The following is a 25,882-nucleotide window of genomic DNA, read 5'->3' as shown; positions in this document are numbered from 1 at the left end:
ATATGGAAACAGAAAACAAAAAGATTTTGCTTGTAGAAGATGATCCAAACTTCGGAACAGTATTAAAGGATTATCTAGTAATGAATGATTATGATGTTGTGCATGCTAAAAATGGTATGGAAGGCTTCGAGAAATTCAAAAAGGATGATTATGATATGTGTATTCTTGATGTCATGATGCCTTATAAAGATGGATTTACATTAGCAAAGGAGATTAGAGAAAAAAATGAAGAAATACCGATCATCTTTTTAACTGCAAAAGCAATGAAAGAAGATGTGTTAAAAGGGTACAAAGTAGGAGCAGATGATTATCTTAATAAGCCTTTTGATAGTGAGGTGTTGTTGATGAAAATACAAGCTATTATGCAACGTAAAAGTACAGAATCTGTTGCCGATAGTAAACAGTTCGAGTTTAACGTTGGAGGCTTTCACCTTAATTCGAAACTTCGCTTTTTAACGTATAAAGAAGAAGATCCAATTAAGCTTTCTCCAAAAGAGAATGAATTACTTCGTTTGCTAGCACTACATCTTAATGATTTAATGCCTAGAGAATTAGCGTTAACAAAAATATGGAGAGATGATAATTATTTTACTTCTCGTAGTATGGATGTATATATAGCTAAACTTAGAAAATATTTAAAGAAAGACGAAAACGTCGAAATTCTTAATATTCATGGAGAAGGGTTTAGACTAGTTGTAAGAAACGAAGAATCGTAGGAATAGTAACGGTAACTAACTTTTAAGAGTTCACTATGTGTAATTTATTTATCATAGTGAACTTTCTTTTATATGGGTTATAACAGAGTTGATATCTTCTTTATAGTCATACCAACAAATTTCTAAATCTTTCTTAAACCATGTAAGTTGCCTTTTTGCAAAACGCCTGGTATTTTTTTTGATTTCAGAGAGCGCAAAATCCAAATCCCATTCTTTATCCAGGTACTTAAATATTTCTTTATACCCTACAGTGTTTAATGCATTTAATGACTTATAAGGATAAAGGCTTTTTACTTCACCTATTAGGCCTGCTTCGGTCATTAGTTCTACGCGTTGATTTATTCTGTCGTAAATAGTTTGCCTTTCTGCAGTAATTCCTATTTTAATCGTATTAAAAGGTCGTTTTTTTCGTGGTTTAGTAAGAAATGATGAATAAGGTGCTCCACTACCAATACATACTTCTAGAGCTCTCATAACTCTATGTGTATTGTTTAAATCTACCTTCTCATAATATAATGGATCTAAAACTTTTAGTTGTTGCTGTAAATTTTCAATTCCTTTGTTGTTATATTCTTCTTGAAGTTCTTGCCTAACCTTTATATCTATTTCAGGAAAAATATCCAATCCCTTGGTTACTGCATCAATATACAGTCCAGAACCTCCAACAAGAATAGCATAGTCGTTATTTTTAAATAATTCATTAAGTTTATCTAAGGCATCTTTTTCATAATCACCTACACTGTATTCATTTTTAATACTTATATGTTGGATAAAATGATGCTTAGCTTGCTCTAATTCGTCAAACGAAGGAGCCGCAGTACCAATGCTCATTTCTTTGTAAAACTGCCTGCTGTCTGCAGAAACAATTTCACAATTAAAATGCTTTGCAAGCTCAATGCTTAAGCTGGTCTTACCTATAGCAGTTGGTCCGACAACCACAATTAGATTTTTATTCATTGTCATTGTGTAAATCTTCTCCGCATTTATGGCAGAATTTAGCATTATCGCGATGCTCATTCTCACTACAATGACTACAGGATTGAGTGTTTAGATGAACCTTATTGGCTTGGTGATGTGTATATTCGGCACTTACAATACCTGTAGGGACAGCAATAATACCGTAACCCATAATCATAATAATAGCTGCAAGAAATTGCCCTAATGGAGTAACAGGAGCAATATCACCATAACCAACCGTTGTTAGAGTGACAATACACCAATATACGCTTATTGGGATACTTTTAAAACCACTTTCTTCTCCCTCTATAATATACATTACCGTACCCATGATTATACATAAGACTAATACAGCAAACAGAAATACCAATATTTTGGCTCTGCTATCTTTTATAGCTTGTGCTAACCTGTTTGACTCACCAATATATCTAGAGATTTTTAAAATTCTAAAAACCCGAAGTAATCTTAATGCTCTAACAGCTAGTAGCGCGCTGGTACCTGTAATAAAAAATGATAGGTATAATGGTAAAGTAGATAAAAGATCAATGATCCCATAAAAACTAAAAATATACGAAGCTGATTTTTTTATAGAAACAATGCGGGCGATATATTCAAAAGTAAAAAATATCGTGATGACCCATTCTGCATAGTATAATAATGTATATGTTTCAACAGATAAGCCTTTTACGCTTTCGAGCATCACAAAGATGATACTCAATACGATTAGGATAAGTAGAATTACATCGAATAACTTTCCTATAGGAGTATCGGCTTCATAAATGATATCATGTAATTGATTTTTCCAGTTCTTATGAGATGAGTTATTGTTCAAACTTCTTGATTTTGAATAAAAATACTAAAAAAACTAATGTACTCTCCTGACAGCTATAAGAGAGTCGTTTTCTATACTTATTATATGATTAAAAAACTCTTTTAACGACGCATAATATTCTGTTGGGTAATAAGAGGAATTAAATGTAATTCTATGATTAATAATAAGCTTGTTATCATTCTTCTGAAAACTAATCGCTACTTGTGCTAATTCATTAGGGAGTGTATATGCCAAATTTTTTGGGATATCAATGAAATCATAATTTTTTGGAATATCAATAGAGACGAGATAGCTATAAGAATCTTTATAACCAAAATCTACAGGGTATGTTCTTTGATTAAGCTTAAATGGATTTTTTTCAAAAAATGCTTTAGTAAAAGGTTTAATATAAAAGATATCATCTATCTCCGAAACATCTCTTTTAAAATTAAACTCTACCTCAATAGCTTTTTCAAAGCTATTTTGATTATTGATCTGTGCATCAGAAATTGTGATTTCTTGATCTTGATTTTTAATATTGTCTAGAAACTTTTTCTTACTGGAATAATTTAGTTCTTTTCTTTTATAATAAGCATGATATCCAGAATAAACATGTTTTGCTTTACCGCTTAATTCTAGCTCTTCATTTAGTATTAAGTCTTCCTTAAAAAAGTGAACAGAATGTCGCTTTGGTTCTATATTAATCCAGGAGCTACCATTTTTAAAATCTAGTAATCTACCATATTGGTTTAAACAACGAAAAGGAACTTCACCAAATTTCAATACCTTTTCGGTAGCATCCAATAGATATGTTTTTCCGTTTAAGGATAATTGCACAATAAGATAATCAAAATCAGAAATTACTGGATGAACTTTTGTTGCATAGCCATTATCTCTGGTGGATAACAATATAGGGTGCACCATAAATTGTTGCTGCTTTAATACATTATGAAGAAGTATATTAATATCAGAAACATTACCTACCTTGTCTTTAATTACTTTATTAATATTACCGTCATTAAAAATTCTTTTTTTCTTGTTCCACTTATAGTTATTCGAAATATAACGGTAGATTATTTTTGCTGTAGCTATATCTTTAGGTAGCGACTGTATAGAATCGGGAAGAAGATTTTTGGTAGCAGATAATTTTTTAAGTTGCACTCCAATTGTAGCTTCTTTTTTTAATTTATCATCAACATTTTTCCAAGTTTCGGTATATTTTTTATTGACTCCATCAAATCCTTTAAACTCTTTCAATTCATACTCAACACGAGAAAAATAATTACTCTTTGCGGTCATATATTTTTCTTCTTTGAAAGCAGGAATGTCTTTCATGATATAAATGTTATGAGAACAATCTGCAGATCCTAAACCTGGCGCTTGAAGACACCTTTTTTTGATAGTAGACTCTTTGGTGTTTAATTTTAGAGTTCCTACGAGTTTTATGTTGTAAATATAGTTGCCTGGTAGATCAGCTATAAACTCACTATGCATTTTTGGTATATCATCTTGAAATTCCCATCCATTAAACTTGTACATAAAAGGGGATTCTATTTGGTATTTATAAGTAAGTACAGACCCTGGCTTTATGTTAGAAAATGTAAACTTTACAGAAGTGAAGTTCTGATCATGTTTTTCATAATAAATTTGATTTTTTTCTACTTTAGTTTTAATGACTTTACCTTGTTCCAAATTATAAGTATAAGCAACAAGACTATTGAAAGATTCTTTGTGTTTTTTATTTCTGTATAAAAGAACTTTTACTGTAGCGTGATCATACCCTTGTTCATTTAATATTTTAATCTTTGCTTCATGATCTGTTAACAAATTATAACCTCCTCCATTTTCAACTCTGCTAAAACCTTTTTCATAGATAAAAAAAGCATTAGCTGTACTATCTTTTTTATATGTTTTACTTTGTATATCAATCATGCTTACAACCATATTTTTAGTATTGTAAGCTTCTTGAGCACTTATTAGAAAAGAGAAGGTGGTTAAGAATATAAAGAATAGGAATCTATACATTTTTTTGTAGTTTAATAATCTTCAATCTTTTATGTGTACGTACATAACTTTGGATAATGTGTTGGGCATCTCTATTATGGGTCATTGGAGTAATAATAGAGCGTAAAATCTCTATATTGTTAACCTGATGATTTAGATTGAAGTACCCTATACCTTTAAATTTTCCTTCTTCAACCAATATTACACTTTGCTCGTCAATATCTCTTCCTCGATCTATAATAATCATATCCTGACTTTGAAAAGAAGTATTAAAAATAAGTTTTTGTGCCCTAATATTATATTCTTCTGCAGATTCACTATCAATACAAGCGCCATTACACTGCTTTATAGTGTAGTTAAAACAATTATTTTTTCCATTATCCAGACCCATTAATTTTTGGCATAAACTATACTCCTCTGTCCATCGATGCATATAGGTCTTGGCTTGTTGTCTGTTAGAAAAAGTAGTGATGCTTATTTTGCGATTATCTGCTTTTTGAACTTTGAAATTTATATACCCGTTGTCATCTGTGAATTGGTATAAGGCCTGATCAAATTTCGTTTTACGCAGTGCTCTATTGTATTTAGGTTTGTTGCGTTTTATCTCTTCACTTTCTTTTAACAAAGCTAAAAGCTCGCTTCCTGTATTCTCGTGCGTGACGCTAACAACTTCTTCCTGTATTTTTTTAGATTTTCTATTGTCGTTTGTGAAATGTTGATTGAGGCGTTTTTTTATATTTTTACTTTTACCTATATATATAATAGTCCCGTCTTCGCGATGCATGTAATATACTCCTGTTGCCGAAGGGGCAGCTTCAATCAATCTAAGAAGTTTATCATCAACTTGTCGCTTAGTTTCCGTTCGAACAGTTTCTGTAATTATTTTTTTCTCTATATCTTTTGTAAGTAGGAGTTTAAATAGCTTTACTGTAGCAAGAGCATCACCATTGGCTCGGTGTCTGTCGGAAAGAGGGATCCCAAGTCCGCGAACAAGCTTACCTAAACTATAAGATTGTTGATCCGGGATTAATTTTTTAGAAAGCTCTACAGTACATAAAGACTGTCGTTCGAATTCGAATCCTAATCTCGAGAATTCGGTTCTTAAAATTCGGTAATCAAAACTAGAATTATGCGCAACGATAATGCAGTCGGTAGTAATTTCAACAATTCTTTTGGCTACTTCGTAAAACTTCGGTGCATTGCGAAGCATTTGATTATTTATCCCAGTAAGGTTAGCTACAAATGGTTGTATAGGACGTTCAGGATTAACAAGACTTATGAACTGATCCACAACATCATGCCCGTCAAATTTATAAATAGCAATTTCAGTAATTCCTTCTTCATTATATTTTCCTCCGGTTGTTTCAATATCTAAAATTGCATACATATAATTCGGTAATCTTTATTTTTTCGAGGTTAGTTTAGTAAGGGGCATTTCTGGTTTTTTATTTTATTTATCAATTCGGAAAATCAAGTGTTAATGATAAAAGATCATTTACTATTGGTAATTTCTAGCTCCAAAAATAGAACTTCCTATTCTAACCATAGTACTCCCACAGTCAATAGCCATTTTATAATCTCCACTCATACCAATCGATAAGGTTTTTAATTGTGGGTATTTTGTTTTCATTTCTTCAGAAAAAGATGCAATCGTTTTAAATTCATCATGTATTTGTTGCTCATCATTTGTAAAAGTAGCCATACCCATAAGTCCTTGAATGTTCACATTGGTCAAGTTTTTAACTTCCTCGGTATTTAATAAGGTGATAGCATCCTGTTCTGATAAACCAAATTTACTTTCTTCTTTAGCAATTTTGACCTGCAATAGACAGTTAATAGTTCTGTTATGTTTTTTTGCTTGTTTGTCGATCTCTTTAAGTAATTTATAGCTATCTACAGCATGAATGAGATCTACAAAGGCAGCCATGTATTTAACTTTATTAGTTTGTACATGGCCAATCATATGCCAGCTGATATCTTTTGGCATAGTTTCCCACTTTTCGGTCATTTCCTGAATCTTATTTTCACCAAAAATTCTTTGACCAGCTTCATAAGCATTCATTAGATCAGAAACAGGTTTGGTTTTGGATACTGCTACCAGGGTAACTCCTTCAGGAATTGATGTTTTTATATCACGAAGGTTTTGTTCGATATCATTCATAGTTTGCAAAGATATCTAAAATCATTTTTTATTGTTATGGATAATCCATATTTAGTTTATCTAATATATTATATGTTCTCAATTTTTAAAGAAAAGCATATCAAAATGTTATCATCCAAAAGTAATTGTGATTTTAAAACTCATAAATAGTGATCCCACTTCTTAATTTTGGCTCTATATATGTACTTTTTGGAGGCATTTTTAATCCTTGGTCTGCAATTTTTTTGACCTGTTCTACAGATGCAGGAAAAAGCCCAAATCCTACTTTATATTCCCCATTATCAACCTCGCTTTTTACCATTACAATTCCATTTTTGCCATGGGAGTATTCGATACGTGTATCTGTGCGCAAATCTTCTATACCTAAAATAGGCTTTAATACAGTTTTATATAAAATCTGTGCGTCTAATTCTTCTAGAGCATCTGTAAATTCATAGGTTGTTTTTCTAAGATATAACGAATAGAACTCATCATCAATATACATGCTAAAATGATGAGGTTTTGAGGGTCTGTATACCTCGGGCCCTCTATTTTCAATACGAAACCATTCATCAAGTTTGATCAGGAATTCCTCTTTAGATAAGCCGTTGAGATCTTTTACTAATCGATTAAATTCATAAATTTTTAAATCAGATTCAGGAATCAAATAGCTCATAAAGAAATTATAAGCTTCATCACCATTATGCTCAGGGTTATTTTCTTTTAAATCCTGCGATAGTAGATAGGATGATGCAGAACGATGATGCCCATCTGCTATGTATATGGTTTCAATGGAAGAAAAGGCTTCTTGTATCTCATGAATAGATTTTTGATCATCTATTTTCCAAAGATAATGAGTGTCACGATTTGTAGTCGTAAATTCATATTCTGCTCTTGCTCCAATAGTTTCTGAAATGATTTTTGAAATAGAATCATTATCAGGGTAGGTGAGCAATACAGGTTCTGCATTAAAACCTACTGTTTTTAGATACTCCTTAAAAGTACTTTCACGGTGTTGCAGTGTATCTTCGTGTTTTTTGATAATATCATTATGGTAATCCTCTGCACTGGCGGCGGCTATTATACCACAAAAGGATTCTTGTTCGCGATTTACAATTTTATAAATGTAATAACAAGAGCTATTCTCTTGCATGAAAATTTCATCTTCTTTAAACTCCAGGTATCGATTTCGAACTAATTTATAGCGCTCTTCTCCTGATATCTCTTTATGGTATTTATATCCTGGATTTACAATATGTAGAAAGGAGTAGGGGTTATAATCCATTCGAGAATCTCGCTCAAAAGAAGTGTAACTTTGATATGATCTGGAAGCAACCAGGTTTACTTTGTCTCTTGTTGGTCGTACAGCCTTAAACGGATGAATTTTTGCCATTATTTATATACTATTATTGAAATAATTCTTTAAGCTTGTTTTCTAATTGTAATCCACGTAAATTTTTGGCGATAATGACTCCTTTTTCATCAATCATAAAATTGGAAGGAATTCCATTCACCCCATAAATCATAGATACATCAGTTTTATCACCTTTAAGATCACTAATATTTACCCAAGGTAGTTTGTCTTTTTCTATAGCTTTTACCCAGTGTTTTTTATTTATGTCAAGAGATACTCCAATGATTTCAAAATTTTGATTTTTATACTTATTGTATGTTTTAACTAATTTTGGGTTTTCCTCAATACAAGGACCACACCAAGAAGCCCAGAATTCTATCAAAATATACTTTCCATTAATATCGGATAATTTTACCTTTTTACCTTTTGTATCGGGTAACTCAAAGTCAATATACTTATCTCCAATGTTAGGAGTTTCAGGTAGTGAAAGAAAGTGTTTTATCGCTAAACCATTTTTTGATGTTTTAATCTTATCAGAAAGAGATTCATATAATTTAATAACTTTGTTTTTCTCAAAAGTTGTATTATAAATCTTTAGTATTTGACCACTTACATAAGAATCAGGGAAATCTTTGATGAATTGTATTTCAACCTCTTGAATTTGATTCCTGATCTTTTTTGAATGCATTTGTAATGAATCTCGATTTTTTTCAGCTACTTTTCCGGTCCTATATAGTTCCTGGATTTTATCAAACTCTTTATTTAAACTATCTTTTCTTTTGGTTAAAATTTCATTTTCTTTTTGAGTTTTTCCTCCTGAAATAATGGCGTTTTTAGAATCTCCTTTTGTTGCTTCAATCTTGATTTCTTGATTTTCTACATAAAATTGGAAAAAACCTTCTTTAGGATTTTTTGTATAGGCAAACATTGAAGTGGGTTCTTCTACATTTCCCGAGTATTGAAACTTCTCATTTATAATTAGAGTAGAGTCTTTTTCTTTGTTTGATTTACTAAGATATATCCAGGTACTATCAGGTATATTTTTTATTGTACCTAGAATAGTATATTCATTAGAAGAAGTTTCAGCTTCTACAGGATTTTGATCTTTCGTTTTCGTTTTACAAGAGGATAATAAGGTTAAAGTTAATACAATAGTAAAAATGTAGTGTAAGTTAGAATTCATTTTTATATACTTTAATTGTTTTTAATAAACTCTGTAGGATCCAGGTATCCAGATTTGTCATTTGCATATCCACCACCGATATCCATAAAAATATCATCTCTGATTTCTAAATGCAAGTGAGCCAAATATATACCATTTGCATTACCTATAGTTGCTATTAAAGTACCTTTTTTTACAAAATCTCCTTCTTTTACACGTATAGAATCGCAATGCGCATATACAGATTCATAATATTTTCCTTTGTATTTATGTATTACTCTTATAACATTGCCCCAACCTCCTTTAATATCCTTAGCAAAGGAAATATATCCATTTGCAATAGCATATATAGGATCTCCCAAGTCTGTATTGCCTCCTCCAACACCATTCCAATCATCACCTAAGTGATTATTTTCTCTAAATTTTTGGGCATTATAATAACCTTCGGCATTTGGTTTGCCTATTGGATAATCAAAATCAGAAGCAACAAATTCTGGATTTTCTTTAAACAGAGAAATATAGATCTGATATGGATCTTGATTTTTGTCTATAGCAAAGCCGAATGTCTCATTTCTGTTTTTACAGGAAATCAAAGTCAAAACTATAATCAGTACCAGGGTTTTGTTCATCGTAAAATCAGGAAGTAAACACTAAATTACTAACTATATAAACTGTTTGGATACGTTTTCTGCTTTTCTGTTTTCAGAATAATCATAGAATCCTTCTCCACTTTTTACTCCGAGTTTACCAGCCATAACCATATTAACTAATAATGGACAAGGAGCGTATTTTGGATTTTTGAAGCCTTCATACATTACATTAAGAATAGAAAGGCAAACATCAAGACCAATAAAATCTGCCAATTGTAATGGTCCCATAGGGTGTGCCATTCCTAATTTCATAACGGTGTCAATCTCAGATACTCCTGCCACACCATTGTATAAAGTTTCTATTGATTCGTTAATCATTGGCATCAGGATACGATTTGCTACAAATCCAGGATAATCATTAACTTCTACAGGAACTTTACCTAGTGTTTTAGACATTTCCATAATAGTAGAGGTCACTTTATCAGAGGTGTTGTATCCTCTAATGATTTCGACTAATTTCATAATAGGTACCGGATTCATGAAATGCATACCAATAACCATTTCTGGACGATTGGTTACAGCAGCAATTTGTGTAATCGATATTGATGAAGTATTAGAAGCTAAAATTGTATCTTCTGGACATGCTTCACTAAGTTCTCTGAAAATTTTTAATTTTAAATCTACATTTTCAGTAGCTGCCTCAACTACAAGACCAGCATATTCTACTCCTTCTTTGATATTTGTATAAGTAGAGATATTGGCAAGTGTAGCTTCCTTATCGGCTTCAGATATTTTTTCTTTAGCAATCATTCTGTCTAAATTCTTTGTGATTGTAGCTAAGCCTTTATCCAAAGATTGTTGAGAAATATCAATAAGCTGTACTTTAAAGCCTTTTTGAGCAAAAGTATGTGCAATACCATTCCCCATAGTTCCTGCACCGATTACTGCAATGTTTTTCATATGTATTTTTTTATTTAGTGTAAGTCTGTAATTTTTGTTTTTAATGTGCGAAACAATCAATAATTTTTAATGCAACTTCTAATGCTTTTTTACCTTGCTCTAATGATACAATAGGTGTAGTATCATTTTTTATAGCCTCTGCAAAAGTATCTAACTCATCTAATATTGCATTATTAGAAGGGACATTAGGGTTGTCAAAATAGATTTGTTTTTTTACGCCTTCAGCATTTTGCAATATCATAGCAAAATCATCTGGATTTTGAGGAGCATCTTTCATCTTTACAACCTCGCATTTTTTCTCAAAGAAATCGACCGAGATATATGCATCACGTTGAAAAAATCTGGATTTTCGCATATTCTTAAGAGAAATTCTACTGGCAGTAAGATTGGCTACACAACCATTTTCAAATTCTATTCGGGCATTTGCGATATCGGGAGTTTCACTAATTACAGATACTCCGCTGGCACTAATATGTTTAACTTCTGAGTGTACTACACTTAGGATTGCATCTATATCATGAATCATAAGATCAAGAACTACAGGAACATCTGTGCCTCTGGGATTAAATTCTGCCAATCTATGTGATTCTATAAACATTGGGCTGTCAATCTTGCCAGCTACAGCAGTGTATGCAGGATTAAAACGTTCTACATGTCCTACCTGTCCTTTTACATTGTGTGCATTAGCCAAATCAATAAGTTGTTGGGCTTCTGCTACAGTATTGGTAATAGGTTTTTCTATAAAGACGTGTTTGCCTGCTTTTATTGCTTGTTTAGCTACATCAAAATGAGCGAAAGTTGGGGTGACAATATCTACTACATCTACAGCATCAATTAATTCTTCAATAGAATTAAAAAGTTGATACCCAAATTCTTCTACGATAGATTTAGCTTGAGTTTCGCTAGCATCGTAGAAACCTATAAGGTCATAATTTTCTGATTGTTGTAGAAGACGTAAATGGATTTTACCAAGGTGTCCCGCACCGAGTACTCCGGCTTTGAGCATAATATATTGATTTTACACAAAAATAGTATTATTTATAAATTTTAAATCCTAATTATATCTAAAATGCAAAAATTTAGTTCGAAGAAAGAAATAGTTTGCAAATCTTTAAAATCTTTATGTAATTTTAGCCTGCTAAATAACCCTTAGAATAGTGAAAGATACTCTTAGACATGCCGGAAAAAGAAAACAATTAGTAGATGTATTGATTAAAAAAGGAATCAAAAATAAAGCTGTGTTGTCTGCCATTGCAAAGATACCCAGACATTTGTTTATGGATTCTGGTTTTGAAGATCATGCATATCAGGATAAAGCTTTTCCCATTGCAGCAGATCAAACCATTTCTCAGCCCTATACTGTGGCTTTTCAAACTGAATTGTTAGAAATAAAAAAAGGAGATAAGGTATTAGAGATTGGTACTGGTTCTGGATACCAAACTGCGGTTTTATGTGAACTTGGAGTAAAAGTATATAGTATCGAACGCCAAAAAGAATTATTTAAAAAAACAAAATTGTTTTTGTCTAAGCTTGGGTATAGACCAAAACATTTGTCGTTTGGAGATGGGTATAAAGGCTTGACAGAGCATGCACCATACAATGGAATTATAGTAACAGCAGGAGCTCCTTTTGTTCCTAAGCCATTATTAGGACAATTACAAATTAATGGTCGTTTAGTGATTCCTGTGGGAGAGGATGTGCAAATAATGACACTTTTTATTCGTAAAAGTGAAACAGAGTTTGAAAAACGAGAATTTGGAGAATTTAGATTTGTTCCTTTGTTAGAGGATAAAAATTGAAAGTTAAGCCACGAGGTTAGGAGGATTAATTATTTTATCTATAATCCTTTTTAATACGATCAAGATTTCTTTTATTATCCCTGTCTTTAATTGTTTCTCGTTTATCATACATCTTTTTACCACGTGCAAGAACAATATTAAGCTTTGCTAATCCACGATCATTTATAAATAATTTGGTGGGTATAATGGTTAATCCAGAGTTTTTTACTTCTTTTTCAAGCTTTTTTAATTCTTTTTTATTGAGCAATAATTTTCGCTCACTTTTGGGACTGTGATTAAAATAAGTGGCATGAGAATATTCTTCGATATGCATATTAATAACAAATAATTCATTGTTATTAAACTCACAGAAACTCTCAGCAATATTTGCTTTTCCTTCTCTGATAGCCTTTATTTCTGTGCCAACGAGTTTAATTCCCGCGGTATATTTGTCGAGGAATTCATATTCAAATTTGGCCTTACGGTTTAATATGTTGATTTTGTTTGGATTCATATCTGGGTATTCGAAATACTTTTGTAAATGCCTACAAAAGTACAAAGCTTTCCTGAAAGAAAGCTTTATACAAAAAACGAATATTTTAAATACTTTTTATAGTTCTTGAAATTGTATTGTTGAAATCTTGCTATTCGCACTAAGTTGCAGGTCCATGGCTAGAATTGTTTTATCAAATTCTACTTTATAGCTATAAACTCCTTCTGCTGTTTCAATAAAAGTTATATTTTTTATACTACCAAATTGCCCATAACAACCATTGATAAAGTTGGTAACCCCCTCTTTTGTTATACTTTCCTGCATTTCTGATGTATACATATCGAAAATAGCACCTACATTCTGTGCATTAAAGTTTTCTTGAAAAGTCTTTGTTACGCTCTCATAAGTATTGGCATCTTGAGCTAAGCCACATTGAGCTGTAAAACAAATTAAAAGCAGGATTATATATTTCATAGTATTCTTATTTTGAGGTTTGGGACTGCAAAATAATTATCTTTTTTTTAATTAAAAAGAAAACAATCTTCAATTCATATCAGGACAAGCATTAAAATTGTTATGTATCAGTAAGTATAAAACTGGATTTTCGTCTAAAAAAATAATTGATTGTACCTGTTATTTAGTTTAACAAAAATGTTACAATTATTGAAAAGAGAAAGATTAATTTAGTTTTTTAAAGCAATTTTTATGCGACATTATTTTATAGTATTAGTATTTGTTTTTTCTTCTGTTACATCTATTTTTGCTCAGTTTTCTGCTCAAGAAGTAGTAGATAAAGTGATAGAAAATGCGGGAGGAGAAAAATATGATAAGGCAATTGTACATTTCGTTTTTAGAGGTAAACAATACCGAAGTAAAAGAGGAGAAGGAGTGTATGCCTTAGAGAGGTTTGTAAAAAGCCCTAATGGATTAACTCATGATGTGATAAGCAATTCTGGCTTAAAAAGAACTATAGAGAATTGCCCGGTAAAAATTGCAGATTCTTTGATTACAAAAATAAGTGATGGAGTGAATTCTGTGCATTATTTTGCAAGTCTTCCGTATGGACTTAATGCACCAGCTGTATATAAAGAACTGGTTGGTGAATCGGTTATCAATGGGGTTTTATATTATAAAGTAAAAGTAACTTTTGATCAAGAAGGCGGTGGAACTGATTTTGAAGATGAGTTTATGTATTGGATACATAAGGAGAACTTTACTGTAGATTATTTGGCTTATAAGTATGCCGTAAATGGAGGAGGAATACGGTTTAGGGAAGCATATAATCCTAGAAATGTAAATGGAATACGTTTTGTTGATTATAAAAATTATAAGACAGATGATCTTACCACGCCACTACATAATCTTGATAAATTATTTGAAAAGAAACAATTGAAATTACTTTCGAAAATAGAACTAGAGGATATCTATGTTTATATTGAAAGAGATTGTTGCTAGTTTATAGTAAGTACAGTATCGGTAATTATATCACCAGTAACTTTTATAATGAATAGTTTACCATAGATCTTTTCATCTATCGAGCTATACTTTTCTTTACCAATAATTTTATTGACAAAGGTAGGTGTTGTATTACTATGACCAACAACCACAACAGTCTTTCCTTTGGTTTTTTCTTGAAATTCGGTGTCGTTTAAATTTCTGGGATTATATAAAACCAGTTCTAAATTTTTACTTTTGGCAATTGGCTCTGCCGTTTTTCTAGTTCTGATATAATCTGTTGTATATACCATATCTACTGGAGTGTCAACAAGCATTTTTGCCCAGTTTTCTGATCGTATTTTTCCTGCTTCTGTAAGCTCTGGATTTCGATTATCTGGATCACTAAGATCTTTTTCAGCATGTCTAACTAAGAAATATGTAGTGGTCACTTCTTGCGGTGATACATTACTTTGGCAAGAACTTACCCAAGAAGAAAGAAAAATAAGTAAAACGAGTATAGGTTTCATCTGTTTGTGTTTATTGTTTTAGAGGTTAGGCAAGATTGCATAATGATTATTTTGGACGTGTTGAAATTCTCAATTATGCATAATTTATAACGTAAAACTAAATAATATCAGGTATAAAAATAGCTATTATAAAAATAATATTAGCTTTTTTATACCTGATTATATTATTCTAACATTCCCATTTGCCAAATAACGATACCCATTGATAGAATAGCAATGATAAAAAATCCTATATAAATATACGAGCTTCTTCTTTTATTAGAAGAGCCTAAATCGCCAGAAGATTTCATGTGGCCAGTTTTAAATGGTTACGTTCTATATTAAGACGAATAAAAAATGAAAATGTTACACTTTTTGTGGTTTTAATTGTGAAATTCTTTCCTCAAAACTGTTAGCGGATATAGGTTCGATTATATTTTGAAATAACTCTAAGAGTTGTTGATCGTGATTCCAACGCTTTTGTTGTAATAAATTAAAATGCACAAAAGAACTCCATAGTACAGCTTTAAGCTCGGTTTTGTCATGGTTCCACATTCTGATTTCTACATGTAATTGATTTTCTGTATATCGTATAAGTTGAGAATCAATAACCACACTCTCCATAAGTAGGGCAGGTTTTAAATACGCAATCTGGTTTGTGCCTACCACCCAGCTTATGCCTTTGGTTTTTGCGAGTTTAAAAATGTCAAGATTGTAGTATTGATCAATCTGATCTTCTCTCGCATTGATCATATAATTAATGTATGCAGCATTATTAAGGTGGTTAAAAGGATCGCAATCCTGAAACCTTATTTTTGCTTTGCTTTCTGGTACTTTAGTTAATGTCATGATTTAATTTATTTTTATACCAATTGGTATATTTATAGTTAAAAAAAATGATAATTATCGTTTAAGTTTTTTATGAATCATGGTATCTATCTGATCCATAGTTTCTAATAAATAGCTATTGTCTTCCATAGTATGGGTCATAAAAATAGCTCCGGTTATCATACTATACAATCGTTTTGCGTATAGCATTGAATCTACCTCTTCTTTTATTTCTTTGCACTCTTTCCCGGCATCAATAAGTTTAGCAACATTGTTCTGAATTTTGGTGATTGCAGATTTTACATGTTTGAAAAGAACAGGAACCTGATATTTTGCATCTACTCCCATATTAAGTACAGGGCAACCACCTAGCTCTTGAGTAAAGTTGTAATAGTTTCGATAAAAATCGGTAACTAAAAATAATTTCTCAATAGGTGATTTACTTAAGGATTGATGATCTGCTATTCGGCCAATCATATTTCCTTCGGTCATTTTAAAAGCAGCAATAGCAAGTTCTTCTTTATTTTTAAAATTACCATAAATAGCACCTTTAGTAAGCCCGGTAGCTTTAGTGATATCACTCAAACTTGTCGCAGCATATCCATTTTTGTTAAAAATAGGAGCTACGGTTTGTATTATAAACTCTGTTGTTTGTTCGGCTTTGGTGAGCATATTTTATTGAAATATAGACCGAATATACTAAAAAATACCAATCGGTATATTTTTTAATGTAACAAATATTTTATTTTAACATATCCCGAAGAGAGTTTAATAAAGAGAAGGAGTCGTTAATTTCGGCCTATATTACCGTAAATATGATCTAAAGGTTCTGTATTGGTAATACTTTTAGGGAGATTACAAGCATCTTCGATCTTCATTTTTTGAAAATCTAGCAAAAGATCAAATTTTTCAAGAGCAACTTGTGCTTGATCACACCCTACATTTATATTTCTGATATTGTTAGTTTTGATTTTTTTTGGACTACTGCTTCTGTTTTCAAAATCTTTAAACTGGCATTTGATAATATTTCTATCCTCAAAGTAAAAGCGTTCTTCGAGTGTTAATTCGATGTTTACTAATCGACGTTTACCAGAACGATTTCTTTCATATTCTTTATACCAGATCTTATGCGTAGCATATTGAAAAAATAATTGATTATCCCAAACATAAAATTCATCTCTATATTTTACATGGCCCTGAGTGTAGGTGTGGATAATATGTTTTAATTCTGTGCCATTATAGTAAAAGGTAAGCGACCCTTTTTCCGACGATTCATCACATGAGTAATCAGTATGATGCTGTCTAAGTGTATTGGTGTCTACTAATTCTCGGATTAACTGATATTTATTTCTAATATCAGATAAGGCTCCCTTTTTGTTTTGGCCCAGGGAGATGTGTGAAATTAGAAGAAGTGCAAGTAATATGGTTGGTCTCATTGAGAGAGCAATGTACTTAAAAACCTTGTTTTTTTCCTTATTTAGTTATTAACCATTGTAGGAATAGGTTTGTTAATATCTACGGTAAAACCGTAATATATGCCGCCCGACAAAATATAGCATTGTTGATTTTTTGTTTAAAACTATTAGAGCTATTGATTTATTTCTAGACCAATAGCTCTGTTTTTATTCGTAATTACTGTTGTAGATTGATTAAGAAACCAAATCTTCCTGATTTCTGAATACTAGATTACTATCAAATTCATCGAGTAAAATTACACTCTCTGTAGAGATTTTTCCTCCTAAAATTTCTTTAGATAGTTTATTTAAAACTTCTTTTTGGATAGTACGTTTCACTGGTCTTGCTCCAAATTCTGGCTGAAAACCTCTCTCAGAAAGATAAAGTATAGCTTGCTCTGTAGCATCCAAAGTTATGTGTTGCTCTGCTAGCATTTTAGAAACGTGCTTTAACTGAAGCCTTACAATTTCATTTATATTAGCTTTGGTAAGCGGAGAAAACATAATGATATCATCTATTCTATTTAAAAACTCTGGACGAACAGATTGTTTTAATATCCCTAATACTTCTACCTTAGCTGCCTCCATAGCAGTATCCATATCTTTGATAGTCTCAAGTTTTTCTTGTATGATGTGGCTACCCATATTACTGGTCATGATAATGATAGTGTTTCTAAAATCTGCGACTCTCCCTTTGTTATCTGTTAACCTGCCTTCGTCTAACACCTGTAATAACACATTAAACGTATCTGGATGTGCTTTTTCTATCTCATCGAGTAACACTACAGAATATGGTTTTCTTCGAACAGCTTCGGTTAATTGTCCTCCTTCATCATATCCTACATATCCAGGGGGTGCACCCATCAACCTGCTTACCGCATGGCGTTCCTGATATTCACTCATATCAATTCGGGTCATAGCCGTTTCATCATTAAACAGATATTCTGCCAGTGCTTTTGCTAATTCTGTTTTACCTACCCCTGTAGTTCCCAGAAATAAGAATGACCCTATTGGTTTTTTTTGATCTTGTAAACCTGCTCGACTTCTTCTTACGGCATCACTAACAGCTTGTATAGCTTCCATTTGTCCGACTACACGTTTCTGTAATTCTTCTTCAAGCACTAATAGTTTTTCGCGATCACTTTGTAGCATTTTGGTTACTGGTATTCCTGTCCATTTTGCTATTACTTCTGCAATATCATCATTAGTAACTTCTTCCTTAATAAGCGAAGATTTACTTTGCTGTTCATTTAGTTGTTTTTGCAATTCATCCAATCTTTCTTGAGCTTCTTTTATTTTTCCGTACCGCAATTCGGCGACTTTTCCATAATCTCCATTTCTCTCTGCACGTTCTGCTTCAAGCTTATATTCTTCAATATCTGTTTTTGCATTTTGAATAGCGTCTACAACTTCTTTTTCGCTTTGCCATTTTGCGAAAATCTCATTACGTTCTTCTTTAAGGTTTGCAAGATCTGCATTAAGTACTTTTAACTTGGTTTCGTCATCTTCACGCTTTATAGCTTCGATCTCGATTTCAAGTTGCATAATCTTTCTATCGAGAACATCAAGTTCTTCAGGCTTAGAATTAATTTCCATTCGCAGTTTAGAGGCAGCTTCATCCATTAAATCAATAGCCTTATCGGGCAAAAATCTATTTGTGATATAACGTTGAGATAATTCTACTGCAGCGATTATAGCCTCATCTTTTATACGTACTTTATGATGTGTTTCGTATTTTTCTTTAATTCCTCTAAGAATAGATATTGCACTCTCTGTGTCTGGTTCATCTACTGTAACTTTTTGGAAACGTCTTTCCAGGGCTTTATCTTTTTCAAAATACTTTTGATATTCATCCAGAGTTGTGGCTCCAATTGCGCGAAGTTCTCCTCTTGCCAAAGCTGGTTTTAGGATATTTGCGGCATCCATAGCACCTTGGCCACCACCTGCACCTACAAGAGTGTGGATTTCATCGATAAATAATACAATATCTCCATCACTAGAAGTTACTTCTTTTACTACAGATTTAAGGCGTTCTTCAAATTCACCTTTAAATTTGGCACCAGCAATTAAAGCTCCCATATCCAAAGAAAAAATTTGTTTGTTCTTAAGGTTTTCGGGAATGTCTCCGGCGATAATTCGATGAGCTAACCCTTCGGCAATAGCAGTTTTACCTACGCCAGGCTCACCGACCAACATTGGATTGTTTTTGGTACGACGAGAAAGGATTTGTAATATCCTTCGGATTTCTTCATCACGACCTATAACGGGATCTAATTTTCCGTTCTCTGCCATTTCATTAAGATTTTTGGCATATTTATTTAGGGCCTGATAGGTTTCTTCTGCACTTTGTGATGTTACTCGTTCGCCTTTTCTGATCTCATTAATGGCTTCGGTTAGATGTTTTTCTGTTACTCCCTGATCTTTTAGGATTTGTGCAATCTTGCTTTTAGATTTAAAGATAGCAATCACCAGATGTTCAATAGAAACATATTCGTCATTCATCTTTTTAGCAATAATGCTTGCTTCATTTAACGATTTTCCTGCTTCTCTTGATAACTGTAACTCTCCGCCAGAAACTTTAGGAAAACTTTCTAGTGTGCTATCGAGAACTTGTTGTAAAAGATTGATATTTACATTTAACTTTTTTAGCAAAAACGGAAGCACATTTTCATCTACATTAAAGATAGCTTTAAAAATGTGTTCGTTTTCTATTTGTTGATGTCCAAAGCCTTGTGCAAGCTGTTGAGCTTGTTGTATGGCTTCTTGTGATTTTATAGTGAAATTATTAAAATTCATAGTCTCTTATTTTGAGTTTCTAGTAGAGGATCAAATAATATTCCTACTTTGATAATGTGTCAAAATGTCTTGTTGTTGCTTGATTTTACTGACTTTTTGGCTTAATGTAAAGTTACGAATTTTGTAACGACCAATATATGATTATAGTCAATTTTAAAAATCATTTGACTATGTTTGTGATAATTAGAATTAAGGGAAAAAATGGGAATATTTGGTAAATTATTTGGATCAGAAGAGAAAGAACCTAAGCAGGAAAAACAAGCTTTGCCATGGCAAGTGCTCAATTCTATTTCGCAATTAGAGGAAATAGCAGAAGCATCAAAGACTAAAACGCAGGCTATTTTTAAGCATTCGACTCGTTGTGGTATTAGTAGAATGGTGATCCGTAATTTTGAAAGCAGTTTTGATATTACAGAAGATCAAATAGATTTGTATTATCTTGATTTATTGAATCATCGCGATGTGTCTGCAGAAGTAGCTGCAAAATTTCAAGTATTTCATGAATCACCACAATTTATTGTTATTAGAAATGGTGTTATGGTACATCATTCTTCGCATAGTGCGATTACGCCCCAGGTATTACATCAATTTGTATAAATTATTTGTTAGGGATCATTTTTTGAGAAGGTCTGTCTTGAAACATTTTCAAGAATAATGTTGTACTCATTTTTCTGGCGCGATTTTTAGCTAAAGTAGCGAGTTCACCTTCAAAAAGGTCATCTATTGTAGTAATCCATAGTTGCAACCATATCCCAAAATGTACATTTGTAACGCTGTGGTTAAACGTTTGATCTACTCGTTTGTGGACTTCAATAGGGTTTCCTTTAAATTTTGAAACAAATAAGAGGTTGGTTTCCCAAAAGTCGGTTAATCTATCTAAATGTTTATCCCAATCTTTTATCATATGATTAAAAATAGGGCCTAAACTCTCTTCTTTTCTGATTTTTTTATAAAATCTAGAAACCAGCATTGCTACATCATTTCTATTTCTGATATCATTTTTTTGAATCACTTTTGCTTGCTTTTTTTGTTGTAAGAAATCTTATATTTCTATTAGTAAAATGTGATGTTAAGCAATACCAAAAAGCTGTTGATTATTATACTTGCAATTAATAGGTTAAATACAAACTTTGCTTTCATTTGAGCTAGAATAGATGCATTAAATGCCATGCAAATGATTACACAAAGAGATAATTGAATGACTTGTGAAATAGACCTGTCTTGCATAAGAATGTACATTGCTGCAACAGACCCTAAGCAACTGGAAAGAATGATCATTAATGGTATATATGCCATATACATTTCCTTAAAATCTTTTAATAACTTTGAATACATAACAATTACTTTTAGTGTTATTCAAAGATATTTCAAAGAAGGGCTATAGTTTTATGATTCTGATCATAAAGTAGATTATAAGTAGGTTCTATGTGCTTCTCTTAAAATATATAAAATACAGATTGATAAATCGTTTCAAAAATAATATTGAGACCTGATCAATACATTTATTTTAAAAATTTAATATATAAGTAAAACAGAGCAAAGCCTGTTAGAAATAGAATTCCGAGATAACTAATCAATTTCATAAATGGTTTTGGGGTTGCTTCTTCTCTAATATATTTTTTACTTACTAATTTGAAATTAGCAAGGGCGATTAAAGGAGCAATTAAGAAAGATATAGTAGTTGCCAGATCGATAAGAGCTTTAAACTGCCCTCTAAAGAAAACCGTAATTAAGAATGATCCTATGGCTAAAATAAGCAACGAACCAAGGTATATTTGTCTGGGCTTCTGTACTATATTGTTTTTGGTTTCTGATGAAAATATTAGCCTTGTAGTTTGTTGTAGTGTTCTCGCATATCCATCAAAAACTCCTAAACTTGTTCCTAGCATAATTGAAAAAGAAGAAATAGCAATAATTAAATAACTCCAATTTCCTATAGTAGTAGTATATAACTCAATTATATCGCCGGCAAATCCTACACTATCTTTAGGAAGTGTTTTTCCAGTTCCATATACGAGATACGCTCCAAGAATTAAAAAGCAAATGGCTAAAAAAGCAGAGATCCAGTATCCTAGATTAAAATCGAATAAAGCTTCTTTAAGTGTTGGGTGATATTTTGTTGATTTTATTTTTTCTACTGCCCATAAACTGATCCAGGTGGATAGATCCAAAGCTGTTGGCATCCATCCCATTAATGCGATTAGAAATAAAATCCCTGTATCATCAAAAATATATGGAGAAACGAAACCTTTTACCTGTGTTGCTTGGCCCTTACTAAGGGTCATTACAAAGGCAATGATAGTAGAAACAAATAATAGGATTCCTATTATTTTAATGATATTATCTAGGATATTAAACTTTCCAAAGGCCAGTACACCATAGGATACTAAAAAAACAAGTGCAATAGGAAATAATTTAAAAGAAGGCCATAGTGTGGATACCTCAAAAAGGTTGTCCATAAAACCAGCTGTTACTAAACTTACGGCGGCAGTAACAAAAAACATAGATGATATAGTAACTAAAAAATAAATCCATAAAGCAAATTTACCTAACCTCTTGTACCCATCTATAAGACTCTCTCCTGTTGCGTTAGCATACCTGGCACCATATTCAAAGAAAGGAAATTTTAAAATGTTGGTAATGATAATAACAATTATGAGTGTAAAACCATAATTAGCTCCTGCACGTGTGCTTTGGACCAAATGAGAAACGCCTATTGCGGTACTTGCAAATAAAATTCCAGGTCCTAGAGTTTTTCTAAGCTTATTCCAATTCATTAATTTATAGTATTAGGTCCTTTCTGGATATAAAATTTTATAGTATTTGAATTTTCAAACTCGACATTATTAAATAATCCAGAGTCTAATCCAAAAAAGGATTAAACTCTGGAAAGGGGCTAACTATCCAAGTATTTAAAAAGAGTATGATAGAGTGGCGTAATAATTTCTGGGTCTTGCATAAATTCCATTCTCGTAGCCTATTGCAGTATTCGCATCACCTCCAACTAAATATAGTTCATCTGTTAAGTTTTCGACACCGATGATAAGTTCCCAGTGTTTTTTTGCATTAAATTTTAAAGAAGCATTTAGTGCAGTATGACCATCATCGAAAACAAAATCACTGTTTTGAGCTTCAAAATCAACTCTAGATTTATAATGACCATCTACTCTTGGGGTAAAACTACCAAAGGACACGGGAATTTTGTATGATCCTCCAAAAGTTAAAGTATGTTCTGGAGTTAAAATGAAATTATCATCTTCGGTTACGGTGACACCTTCGATAAGGTCTTTGTATTCTGCATCTGTATATCCATATCCGACATTAACAAGCATAAAAGGGTTAGGGAGCCAAATTATTTCGGTTTCTAGTCCTTTAATTTCGGCATCTCCGGCATTTGTCTGGAAAGTTGCAATTGATCCTGGTGGATTAGCAGCAATTTGTAAATCTTTATAATCGGTATAGAAGAATGCCGTGTTGAACCTTAGTTTTTTTACTTTTACTTTTGCGCCCAGTTCATAAGATGTAACTGTTTCTGGAGAAAATTGAGGTAAATCTCCATCTCCATCTCCGTCAAAATCATTTGAAGAATCCTCATAAAAAGATGTATTGGTAACTCTCCATTCAAACCCACCAGATTTAAATCCGGTAGAAACAGTACCATAAATATTTAAAGCATCAGAAACTTTATATGCGGTATTAAATCTCCACGTTATTTGATCAAAAGTATTTTCTTGCCATATTTGGTCAAGTAAACGTCTGGGATTTGTATTGATATCCCGAATTGGGTTAGGAGCGTTAGGAGTATCTCCTAGATTTACTGTAGGGTCTCTAAAAGCATCTGGTTTTGCTTTTTTAGTCTCATTAGTATATCTCAGACCTCCAGTTAATGATAGTTTATCGGTTACTTTATAAGTTGCTTCTCCATATATTGCATAATTACTATTCTCTACCAAACCTCCTAAGAATACTGGATACACTGTATTTTGTAATGCACCGGTAAATGATAAAGCGTTATCTACATTTTCTATAAAATAAAATAACCCAGTTACAAAATCTAGTTTTTCACTAGAATGACTAAAACGTAAATCTGCACTAAATTGATCTTGCTCATAGACATCTCTATTCTCAAAGATATTAAGTGGTGATCCATCTGTTTGTCTTGCAAACTCGGCATCTAAATCTCTATAGGACAAAATTAATTTAGTCTCAGAATTTTCTCCGATTTCATATTTTAAATTAGTAGATATGCCCCAAGTATCAATATCATTTTGAGAAAGTGAAGTTTCACCTGTTTTGAATGGTCCAAAATTCCACCTTTCGTCATAAATATCATTTCCTACAGTGGTGTCTCCAGGGACATAACCAGTGGCGGTAGATGTAATTGCTGGTGCTGCATTAGTGTTCCATAATTGTGGTAATAACCTATCATCATGAAAGAATAAATTCTGTTCTGCGGCAGATTCTTCTCTTTCTGTTGCAAAATCAACAATAAATTTTGCGGAGAATTTACTGGATGGTTTATGATAGTCTAATTTAAGTCTTGCTCCATGGGAATTTTCATCGCCTAAATCAGAATCATCAACTAATACTCGTTCTACATACCCTTCTCTGTTTCGTCGTATTAAATTAAAAGTAAACCCGAAACTTTCAGATATAGGTCCGCTTATTCTAAACGTAGCATCATTTCTTGAATAACTGCCTCCTGTAAGGCTAACTTTTCCTTTTAATATATCTCCTGGATCATTAGATAATAAGGATATGGCTCCACCAATAGAGTTTCTTCCAAAGAGAGTCCCCTGAGGGCCTCTAATGACTTCTACACTTTTTAAATCTGCTAAATCTAAAACAGCACCAACGGTTCTGCCCAGGTACACTTCATCAACATAAATTCCTACACCAGGATCTGCTACTGGCACATAATCATTCTGACCAATTCCTCTGATGTAAACTACTGCAGCAGAACTTGATCCAGATACGGTTCCGGTTGTACTAAATGTAAGGTTAGGGGCAATATCTGCGATTCCGGTTATATTGTTTACTCCCATCTCTTCTAAAACTACTCCTTGTACGGCAGTAATAGAAATCGGAGTGTCTTGAACATTTTCTATTCTTTTTCTTGCTGTAACTACAATATCTTCTAAGGCAAACCCACCTTCTTTTAATATGATTTTTAATTCTTCTGTAGGTGAAGTAATATTTACCTCTTTGGACTCAAATCCAAGATATGAAATGACCAAAACGGCATTGACATTGGAAACGGTGATAGAAAAATTGCCGTTGAAATCTGTTGTAGCACCATTTGTTGTGCCTTTTTCTACTATGCTGGCACCAGGTAGAGGAGCATTTTGATAGTCAAAAACCTGCCCATTGATTTCTATTTCCTGCTTTTCTTGATTATCTATTTCGTCATTTTGTATTGAGGGGGTTTTATTTAAGGCCTTTTTCAATAAAATCTTACGATTGTCTATCTCAAAGGCGGTTTGAGAATTTGAAAAAAGCGTATTCAGGATTTCTTCAACTTTTTTCTTTTTAAGTTTTATTGTTACTCTTCGATCTAAGTCAACAGCTTTTGTTTTAAAAACAAACTTAAACTCGGTTTGAGATTCAATTTCATCAATTACTTGTATTACAGTTACATTTTCCATGTCTAACGACAACTTAGTATTCTGGGAATAACTATTTGCCTGTATGGTAAATAGTGTAGGAAGTATAAAAAGTAAAGATATTTTCATTTTTAAAGTAAGCTTTAATATCCCTCGAGGTCTACCCTCGGATTTCAATATTTTTTTCATAATTTTAAAATGTTTATTTGTGGTTTACGTATTGACGTTAAATCACTTTATTCAATCGGAAAGTGTGCCAGCATTTTCCGATTTTTTTTAACAGAATTGAAGTG

The 25,882-nt window shown here is 32.3% G+C and carries 26 protein-coding genes; 4 read left to right on the top strand and 22 right to left on the bottom strand.

All coding sequences use genetic code 11. The features are described from left to right. Positions 1–2 precede the first annotated feature (2 nt). Positions 3–716, top strand: coding sequence for a response regulator transcription factor (locus AAFU52_RS25955; protein WP_024770485.1), 714 nt, complete (start codon positions 3–5; stop codon positions 714–716). 51 nt (positions 717–767) lie between these two features. On the opposite strand, the gene miaA is transcribed toward AAFU52_RS25955, so the two are convergent. The 10 genes from miaA to AAFU52_RS25905 form a co-directional block, all read right to left on the bottom strand. Further along, positions 768–1,673, bottom strand: coding sequence for a tRNA (adenosine(37)-N6)-dimethylallyltransferase MiaA (miaA, locus tag AAFU52_RS25950; protein ID WP_438424467.1), 906 nt, complete (start codon positions 1,671–1,673; stop codon positions 768–770). After that, on the bottom strand, positions 1,666–2,505 hold the full coding sequence (locus AAFU52_RS25945) for an ion transporter (RefSeq protein WP_024770483.1): 840 nt from the start codon (positions 2,503–2,505) through the stop codon (positions 1,666–1,668). The genes miaA and AAFU52_RS25945 overlap by 8 nt, the downstream gene beginning before the upstream one ends. Positions 2,506–2,538: 33 nt before the next feature. Further along, positions 2,539–4,509 (bottom strand): DUF3857 domain-containing protein, encoded by a 1,971-nt coding sequence (locus AAFU52_RS25940; protein WP_024770482.1) that lies wholly within the window; start codon positions 4,507–4,509, stop codon positions 2,539–2,541. Further along, complete coding sequence (locus AAFU52_RS25935) at positions 4,502–5,875, bottom strand: exonuclease domain-containing protein (RefSeq protein WP_438424464.1); 1,374 nt, start codon at positions 5,873–5,875, stop codon at positions 4,502–4,504. The genes AAFU52_RS25940 and AAFU52_RS25935 overlap by 8 nt, the downstream gene beginning before the upstream one ends. 111 nt (positions 5,876–5,986) lie before the next feature. After that, the gene (locus AAFU52_RS25930; protein ID WP_438424462.1) at positions 5,987–6,649 is read right to left on the bottom strand and encodes a YggS family pyridoxal phosphate-dependent enzyme; all 663 of its coding nucleotides are present in this window, start codon (positions 6,647–6,649) and stop codon (positions 5,987–5,989) included. A gap of 133 nt (positions 6,650–6,782) precedes the next feature. Further along, positions 6,783–8,021 carry a DUF1015 domain-containing protein gene (locus tag AAFU52_RS25925; protein ID WP_438424460.1) on the bottom strand — a complete coding sequence of 413 codons (1,239 nt, stop codon included), beginning with the start codon at positions 8,019–8,021 and terminating at the stop codon, positions 6,783–6,785. A gap of 13 nt (positions 8,022–8,034) precedes the next feature. Further along, the gene (locus tag AAFU52_RS25920) at positions 8,035–9,165 is read right to left on the bottom strand and encodes a redoxin domain-containing protein (RefSeq protein WP_438424458.1); all 1,131 of its coding nucleotides are present in this window, start codon (positions 9,163–9,165) and stop codon (positions 8,035–8,037) included. 11 nt (positions 9,166–9,176) lie between these two features. After that, positions 9,177–9,773, bottom strand: coding sequence for a M23 family metallopeptidase (locus AAFU52_RS25915; RefSeq protein ID WP_438424455.1), 597 nt, complete (start codon positions 9,771–9,773; stop codon positions 9,177–9,179). Positions 9,774–9,806: 33 nt separating this feature from the next. After that, positions 9,807–10,694, bottom strand: a complete 888-nt coding sequence (locus AAFU52_RS25910) for a 3-hydroxybutyryl-CoA dehydrogenase (protein ID WP_438424450.1) — start codon at positions 10,692–10,694, stop codon at positions 9,807–9,809. 40 nt (positions 10,695–10,734) lie between these two features. Beyond that, positions 10,735–11,700: a Gfo/Idh/MocA family protein gene (locus tag AAFU52_RS25905; RefSeq protein WP_438424448.1), complete on the bottom strand. Its 966-nt coding sequence runs from the start codon at positions 11,698–11,700 to the stop codon at positions 10,735–10,737. Positions 11,701–11,851: 151 nt separating this feature from the next. Here AAFU52_RS25905 and AAFU52_RS25900 point away from each other — a divergent pair, with 151 nt between their 5' ends. Beyond that, positions 11,852–12,493 (top strand): protein-L-isoaspartate(D-aspartate) O-methyltransferase, encoded by a 642-nt coding sequence (locus AAFU52_RS25900; protein WP_024770475.1) that lies wholly within the window; start codon positions 11,852–11,854, stop codon positions 12,491–12,493. 34 nt (positions 12,494–12,527) lie between these two features. Here AAFU52_RS25900 and smpB read toward each other — a convergent pair whose 3' ends face one another. Both smpB and AAFU52_RS25890 read right to left on the bottom strand, forming a co-directional pair. Next, entirely contained in the window at positions 12,528–12,986 is a 459-nt protein-coding gene (gene smpB / locus AAFU52_RS25895; RefSeq protein ID WP_106791255.1) for an SsrA-binding protein SmpB, read from the bottom strand. 96 nt (positions 12,987–13,082) lie between these two features. Further along, positions 13,083–13,439, bottom strand: coding sequence for a DUF3887 domain-containing protein (locus AAFU52_RS25890; protein WP_438424445.1), 357 nt, complete (start codon positions 13,437–13,439; stop codon positions 13,083–13,085). 231 nt (positions 13,440–13,670) lie between these two features. Here AAFU52_RS25890 and AAFU52_RS25885 point away from each other — a divergent pair, with 231 nt between their 5' ends. Further along, positions 13,671–14,420, top strand: a complete 750-nt coding sequence (locus tag AAFU52_RS25885; protein WP_438424444.1) for a DUF6503 family protein — start codon at positions 13,671–13,673, stop codon at positions 14,418–14,420. On the opposite strand, the gene AAFU52_RS25880 is transcribed toward AAFU52_RS25885, so the two are convergent. From AAFU52_RS25880 to clpB, 6 genes are all read right to left on the bottom strand, one after another. Further along, positions 14,417–14,929, bottom strand: coding sequence for a SixA phosphatase family protein (locus tag AAFU52_RS25880; RefSeq protein ID WP_024770471.1), 513 nt, complete (start codon positions 14,927–14,929; stop codon positions 14,417–14,419). The genes AAFU52_RS25885 and AAFU52_RS25880 overlap by 4 nt on opposite strands. 164 nt (positions 14,930–15,093) lie before the next feature. Then, entirely contained in the window at positions 15,094–15,219 is a 126-nt protein-coding gene (locus AAFU52_RS25875) for a hypothetical protein (RefSeq protein WP_255409709.1), read from the bottom strand. Between the two features lie 55 nt (positions 15,220–15,274). Continuing rightward, the gene (locus AAFU52_RS25870) at positions 15,275–15,757 is read right to left on the bottom strand and encodes an acyl-CoA thioesterase (protein ID WP_024770470.1); all 483 of its coding nucleotides are present in this window, start codon (positions 15,755–15,757) and stop codon (positions 15,275–15,277) included. Between the two features lie 54 nt (positions 15,758–15,811). Next, complete coding sequence (locus AAFU52_RS25865; RefSeq protein ID WP_024770469.1) at positions 15,812–16,408, bottom strand: TetR/AcrR family transcriptional regulator; 597 nt, start codon at positions 16,406–16,408, stop codon at positions 15,812–15,814. A 116-nt stretch (positions 16,409–16,524) separates the two neighbouring features. Then, positions 16,525–17,172, bottom strand: coding sequence for a hypothetical protein (locus AAFU52_RS25860; RefSeq protein ID WP_024770468.1), 648 nt, complete (start codon positions 17,170–17,172; stop codon positions 16,525–16,527). 213 nt (positions 17,173–17,385) lie between these two features. Further along, entirely contained in the window at positions 17,386–19,986 is a 2,601-nt protein-coding gene (gene clpB, locus AAFU52_RS25855; RefSeq protein WP_438424440.1) for an ATP-dependent chaperone ClpB, read from the bottom strand. A 201-nt stretch (positions 19,987–20,187) separates the two neighbouring features. Here clpB and ytxJ point away from each other — a divergent pair, with 201 nt between their 5' ends. Then, positions 20,188–20,583, top strand: a complete 396-nt coding sequence (gene ytxJ, locus AAFU52_RS25850) for a bacillithiol system redox-active protein YtxJ (protein ID WP_024770466.1) — start codon at positions 20,188–20,190, stop codon at positions 20,581–20,583. 1 nt (position 20,584) lies between these two features. On the opposite strand, the gene AAFU52_RS25845 is transcribed toward ytxJ, so the two are convergent. The 4 genes from AAFU52_RS25845 to AAFU52_RS25830 form a co-directional block, all read right to left on the bottom strand. Continuing rightward, positions 20,585–20,998 (bottom strand): group III truncated hemoglobin, encoded by a 414-nt coding sequence (locus tag AAFU52_RS25845; RefSeq protein ID WP_035091805.1) that lies wholly within the window; start codon positions 20,996–20,998, stop codon positions 20,585–20,587. A gap of 41 nt (positions 20,999–21,039) precedes the next feature. Next, a complete protein-coding gene (locus tag AAFU52_RS25840) occupies positions 21,040–21,321 on the bottom strand; it encodes a hypothetical protein (protein ID WP_035091802.1) in 282 nt (93 codons plus the stop codon). 167 nt (positions 21,322–21,488) lie between these two features. Beyond that, positions 21,489–22,763, bottom strand: coding sequence for an Nramp family divalent metal transporter (locus AAFU52_RS25835; protein ID WP_024770463.1), 1,275 nt, complete (start codon positions 22,761–22,763; stop codon positions 21,489–21,491). A gap of 135 nt (positions 22,764–22,898) precedes the next feature. Then, entirely contained in the window at positions 22,899–25,778 is a 2,880-nt protein-coding gene (locus AAFU52_RS25830; RefSeq protein ID WP_438424434.1) for a TonB-dependent receptor domain-containing protein, read from the bottom strand. Positions 25,779–25,882: the final 104 nt, after the last annotated feature.

Source organism: Aquimarina macrocephali, assembly GCF_051627225.1.
Lineage (GTDB): Bacteria > Bacteroidota > Bacteroidia > Flavobacteriales > Flavobacteriaceae > Aquimarina > Aquimarina macrocephali.
This window is presented reverse-complemented; position numbering and strand designations above follow the sequence as displayed.